6 protein-coding genes are annotated in these 5,300 nt (G+C 66.3%); 3 read left to right on the forward strand and 3 right to left on the reverse strand.

The window, feature by feature from the left end; genetic code table 11:
• Window positions 1-633, forward strand: a 633-nt coding sequence (locus ABI385_RS05105; protein WP_348102663.1) for a dihydrofolate reductase family protein, incomplete at its 5' end; no start/stop codon positions are given.
• 9 nt (window positions 634-642) lie between these two features.
• Window positions 643-1,104 (forward strand): SRPBCC domain-containing protein, encoded by a 462-nt coding sequence (locus tag ABI385_RS05110; protein ID WP_348102664.1) that lies wholly within the window; start codon window positions 643-645, stop codon window positions 1,102-1,104.
• 1,399 nt (window positions 1,105-2,503) lie between these two features.
• On the opposite strand, the gene ABI385_RS05115 is transcribed toward ABI385_RS05110, so the two are convergent.
• A complete protein-coding gene (locus ABI385_RS05115) occupies window positions 2,504-3,154 on the reverse strand; it encodes a class I SAM-dependent methyltransferase (protein WP_348102665.1) in 651 nt (216 codons plus the stop codon).
• Between the two features lie 175 nt (window positions 3,155-3,329).
• Between ABI385_RS05115 and ABI385_RS05120 the strand changes: the two genes are divergently transcribed.
• The gene (locus tag ABI385_RS05120; RefSeq protein ID WP_348102666.1) at window positions 3,330-3,791 is read left to right on the forward strand and encodes an SRPBCC family protein; all 462 of its coding nucleotides are present in this window, start codon (window positions 3,330-3,332) and stop codon (window positions 3,789-3,791) included.
• A gap of 8 nt (window positions 3,792-3,799) precedes the next feature.
• On the opposite strand, the gene ABI385_RS05125 is transcribed toward ABI385_RS05120, so the two are convergent.
• Window positions 3,800-4,438: a hypothetical protein gene (locus ABI385_RS05125; protein WP_348102667.1), complete on the reverse strand. Its 639-nt coding sequence runs from the start codon at window positions 4,436-4,438 to the stop codon at window positions 3,800-3,802.
• 302 nt (window positions 4,439-4,740) lie between these two features.
• On the reverse strand, window positions 4,741-5,300 hold a 560-nt coding region (locus ABI385_RS05130; protein WP_348102668.1), incomplete at its 5' end, for a class I SAM-dependent methyltransferase.

Consider the following 5,300-nt stretch of genomic DNA (forward strand, 5'->3'; position numbering starts at 1 on the left):
CGCATCGACCTGTTCACCTCGCTGGACGGCTACACCTCGGCCGGCCAGACCCCGGAGAATCCGATGGGTGAGGACTGGGGGCGCCTCACAGCGGCGTACGCCGCGACCCGCACGTTCCACGAGCGCGTCTTCGGCGACACCAGCGGCACCGGTACGACCGGCGTCGACGACTCCCACGCCGCCGCGCACTTCGCCGACGTCGGCGCCGAGATCATGGGCGCGGGGATGTTCGGGCTGCATACGTTCCCCGACGACCCGGAGTGGACGGGCTGGTGGGGTGAGAAGCCGCCGTTCGGCACCCCGGTCTACATCCTCACCCACACCGCACCGCGTCCGTCGATCCCGATGGCCGGCGCCACGACGTTCCACTTCCGCAGCGCCGCAACCGAGGACGTGCTCGCCGAGGCGAGCGAGGCTGCCGAGGGCCTGGACGTGCGCGTCGGCGGTGGCATCAGCACCGCTCGCGACTTCCTGCGCGCCGGGCTGGTCGATGACTTGCACGTCATGATCGCCCCGGTTCTGCTCGGCCGGGGCCAGCGACTGTGGGAGGACCTGCGCGGCCTCGAGCTCACCCACACGGTGGCGACGGAAGTGGCCGAGAGTGGCACGATCCACGTCACGTTCACCCGATAGGACCTCCTCATGACGATCGAACGCCGCCTCGCCCGCGCCGGGTTCACCCTGACCCGCGACTACCCCGTTCGTCTCGAGCGCGTCTGGGACGCGTTCGCCGAGGAGGACCAGAAGCTGGGCTGGTGGGGCGCCGGCGACACCATTGAGCCCGGTGAGTGGGCGTTCGACTTCCGCGTTGGCGGACGCGACGTCGCCGAGGGGACGTTCCACGACGGTCCGGTCTCGGTGTACGTGGCCACGTACACCGACATCGTCGAACACGTCCGCATCGTCACGACGTACGACATGTGGCTCGACAGGGTCCACATGTCGACGTCGGTGGCGTCGTTCGAGTTCGAGCCGATCGACGAGAGCACCCGGTTCACGCACGTCGAGCACGGTGTCTTCTTCGACCAGTTCTGGGCCGACGGACCGGCCCGCGAGGAAGGCAGCCGGGGCCTGCTCGAGACTCTGGGCAACTACCTCGCGTAACGTCTCCCGCGAATGAGCGGTGGCTGAGCAATGAGTCTGGGCCGAGTTCGTAGCCCAGGTGGTTGCTGGACCACCGCTTAACGACCTCCGGGAACACCACACGTCAACGAGGATGCGCCAGCCTGAGCGCCCCGTAAGACCTGCCCGGATCGAATTGTCACAGGGGTCCCTCGTACGGGAACGCTCTTAGGCCAACGGCGGGTGGGCTGAGGATGTGGACAAGACTGTGAGAATCCGTGCGTCTTGCCTTCTTGTTATACCCCAGGTCAGCGAGATGGGGGTAGGGCGCGGTGAACACTTTCAAGTACTGGCGTACGGGAATCGAAGTCGTCTCACCAACGGCTCTCGCGCGCCGAGCGAAGAGCCCAGTTCGACGTGGTAATCATCGGACGCCGGCGTCTGTCACCAGCTCCTGGCCGCCGTGCACCTCGCGGCCAGCACCGATACCGAGCGAGGTCGATCCCGAGCAGGTCAATTCGGTGAAGATGGAAGGTTTTCTCGAGTATTACTCCAGTGACGGCGTCTGGGGGCGCTGGCCCGACCTCGAGCAGCGGGGCCTCTACGCGCTTCTGCTGCGTGTCGACAGGTCGAGAACCCCCATGGACGGGCGCCGATCGTCTTCGGCCGCCCGGTTGTGGGTAGCGCAGATGTTCCAGGCTCGCCTGGTACTTACCGCGTCGGAGGTTCGGACCAGCCCGGGCTGTTCGCAGTCGCCGACTGGACCGGTGGCGTCTGGGGTCCGCCCCGGTGGGCCGACTACCGCGATCCCATGCGCCGAGCGAGTCCGCTGGCCGCACTGCCTTCCGCACCGACCGAGGCGCCGGACGTTGCCGCACTTTGAGATCTGAGGCTGCTGCCCCCGGACCAGCACACGGACGATTTGACCGAGGACGGCTTCGCGTCAGGCGGCGCCTGCACCGTCTCGACCCAGGTGCCCAACCCGACGGCCGCCGGGTCGTGGTGGCTGCCTCGCTTCAGGGAATGGTGCGTGTTTGGGCCACATGCAAGGCGGGCCTAACGCCACCCGAGCGGAGAGGGCTGCGCATTCGTATGGACGACGATGTTCGCGTCTGTGGCGGTGACGCCATCCCGAGCGGGCTGTCACACCCGGCTGCCGGCCACCTTCCGACGCTCAGCCCGGGCGATGTTTCCCAACTCTCGCCTGGGCGAGAAGCGCGCTCCGCGTTGGCTGTCTCCGGAAGCCTCATCCGCATCCCGACTAACAGGCGGGTCTCGCCATGACTGCTCAGTACTCGCTGGGGTCAATCGTCCGCGTGCATCCTGGTTGTGTCGGCGGTGGCACCTGCATTCGATCCAGGTAACGATCCCCGTGGGGATCCGCGTCGGTCGAGCTGCGGACTCGGTACAAGATGTCTGCGCGAGGTCGAGATTCAACCACTCACCGGCGCTGCGCTACGACTACCTCTGAGCTGACCGACCAAGCGGTCACGACCTCGTGGTGGCGGGTAGCCCACTGGTCCGGGGCGAGAAGGTCGAGAAGCTCGATCGGTCGGCAGCCTCCGACGAGCGACGGTCGGTGACGCCACAGTCGCGTCCATGTGTCGGACACCAAGCGCGACGCGTGGCCGACCCCTGGGGTGATGCTGACCAGGCATAGCAACCCGGCCGGCGCGAGGATCCGATGCGCCTCGTCCAACCATTGGCACGCCTGGGCTGGCGGCATCAGATCGAGCACGTAGTTTGCGATGAAACGATCGGCCGCAGCTTCATCCAGCGGCAGCGGTGGATCTCCGTCAATGCGTGTCACCGCGGCCCGTCCGGCCCACGGCCTCAGCCGCGAAGCCGCAATGGCCGCTGCCCGCCCACTCAACTCGAACCCGCGGTAGCTCGCCACCGCCGGTAGTTGCTCGCGAAGCAGCGTACGAGCGAAACGTCCAGTGCCGCAGCACAACTCGACCAGCGAGGCCGCGGTCTCGAACTCCGCGCACTGGCGGAGTCGATCGGTCGGCGGATCCTCGTAGAAGCGCTGGGTGTCCTGGCCACGACCGATGCGGTCGTAGTACTTGCGGACGGCCGTCATCTCGCTCATCGGGCAAGGATAAGAGCGCAACGGCATCCGGCGAGGTTCTCGGCACACCGGGGGGCTCGGACACAAGTAGACCGGTCCGATGATCGAGGTTTCTCGTAGACCGGCCGAGGAGCACAAGGCAGGCCAAGGACGTTCAGGGGCACACGCACTCCGAGCCCCAAGCTAGGTTCGAGTCATGACCGGGCACGTGGTGAAGCAGACGATCGACATCGAGGCTCCGGCCGAGGTCGTCTTCGATTTGCTCACCACCCCGGCCCAGCACGTCAAGATCGACGGCTCCACGACCGTCCGGTGTTTGCGGCGCGGGCCAGCGCGGTTATCGATGGGGTCGCCGTTCACCATGTCCATGAGACTGTTCGGTGTTCCCTACCGGGTCACCAACCGAGTGGTGGAGTTCGAGCCGAACCGGCTCATCGCATGGCGACACTTCGAGCCCCAGCGCTGGCGGTACGAACTGGAACCCGTAGCTGGTGGCACTCGGGTCACGGAGTCGTTCGACTACTCGTACTACTCCAGGCTCGGCCGATGGTTCATCAGGCTTCTCGGCTGGCCCGCGCGCAACCAGCGCGCGATCGCTCAGACACTACTGCGCCTAAAGGCTGACGCAGGGCATCGAACCCGGGACGCATCCCGGTAGACGAACACTCACCGGCACAGCAACAGACGAATCCGAACCTGACCGTCCGAAATCGCCACCGACCCTCGGAGTGTCCCGTATACGGTTGGCGGGTTCAGTCGGTCGTTGCAACACCCTTGCTGATGTGAGGTGTTGGGGGAGGCCACCGCACCGCCTCTGCGTCCGTCAACGATGACGCGAAGTAGCGCATCGCGGCAACCGTCCAGTCGTCCGACGAAGTTGGCGGCGATCGCGACTCGCACGATGTGCACAGGGTCAGTCTCGTGATGCAGGCCGGCGATGATCTGATCGAGCGCCACAAGGTTGGTCGGAGTCGAGCGCTGCGGGTCGGCGAAGGTCGTCGCCGCCAGGACCTGGATCGGAAAGAGCTCGGAGCCAAAGTGTTCCAGAGCCGCCTTGAACGGCGCCCACAGTTCACGACGGTCACCGAAGAAGCACACCAGCGTCAGCGTATGGATGGTCTCGTCGAGAACGTGACCCGGTACCGAAATGGTCGCCGTCGTCTCGAGTGCGGCGACGAGCAGCCGGTGCGCGGTGTCGAGGTCGCCTTCGCCGTTGAGCAGGACGAACGCCGCCAGCACCGCGGTGGCCAGCGAGCTGTCCAGCTGTGGATCAGCCTGTCGCGCCCTGGTCAGCAGCTCGGCCACGTCTCGCAGCGCGCCCCGGTGACGTCGGATGTTGCTTCGGCAAGATGTTGGACGCGCAGGTCAGGCTCGTCCTCGAAGAGGCCGGCCAAAGTCTCGTGCACCGCCCTCCGCCCTGTGTCGGTGGCCAGGCTCACAACGGCCGCCCTGATAAGTGGATGGGTGAACGCGAGCCGGTGTGAGTGTGGGTCGACCGAGACCAGTCCTGCCCGCTCGGCCGTCCCGAGGTCGTCGCTGAACCGATTGGCTCTGCCGTGCTGGGTGACAACGGAACGTCTTGTCCCACTCCGCGATCTCCGCCGGGTTCATGCACCCTTGGTAGCCGTGCACAGAAACACGACGAACTCGCGGTCGCCCTTGAGGATGGTCGTAGCGTCAACGAAGCTGACTTCGGCGAACCCGGCGTGGGCCAACTGCTCTGCGAGGCGTTGCCTGTCGAATCCGTGATGTCCGTCAAAGTCGGCCCTCTCAGCGTGGAAGGCGCCGTCGGGATCCTCGTCAAGGTCCGCGATGGCCAGCCGACCACCGTTGACCAGGAGCCCCGCCACGGACCGCAGCAGCCCATCCAGGTCCTGAACGTGGTGCAACGCCATGGAGCTCCACACCACGTCGTAGGCGCCATCGAGGGGGTCTGTCGTGAGGTCTGCCTGGACAGCGCGGAGTCGGTCACTGAGATCGGCCGCCTCGATCCGCTCCTGAGCTACCTGCACCATTCCGGCGGAGGGGTCGGTCACGACAACGGAGCCGACCCGGTCGGAGAGCAAGATGCTCAGACGACCGGTGCCACCGCCGACCTCGAGTGCGCTCATCCCCGGGTTGAGGGTAACGGCATCCTCGATGGCCTGGGCCACCGCAACCTGCCGCT

The organism is Lapillicoccus sp. (genome assembly GCF_039935575.1).
GTDB lineage: Bacteria > Actinomycetota > Actinomycetes > Actinomycetales > Dermatophilaceae > Lapillicoccus.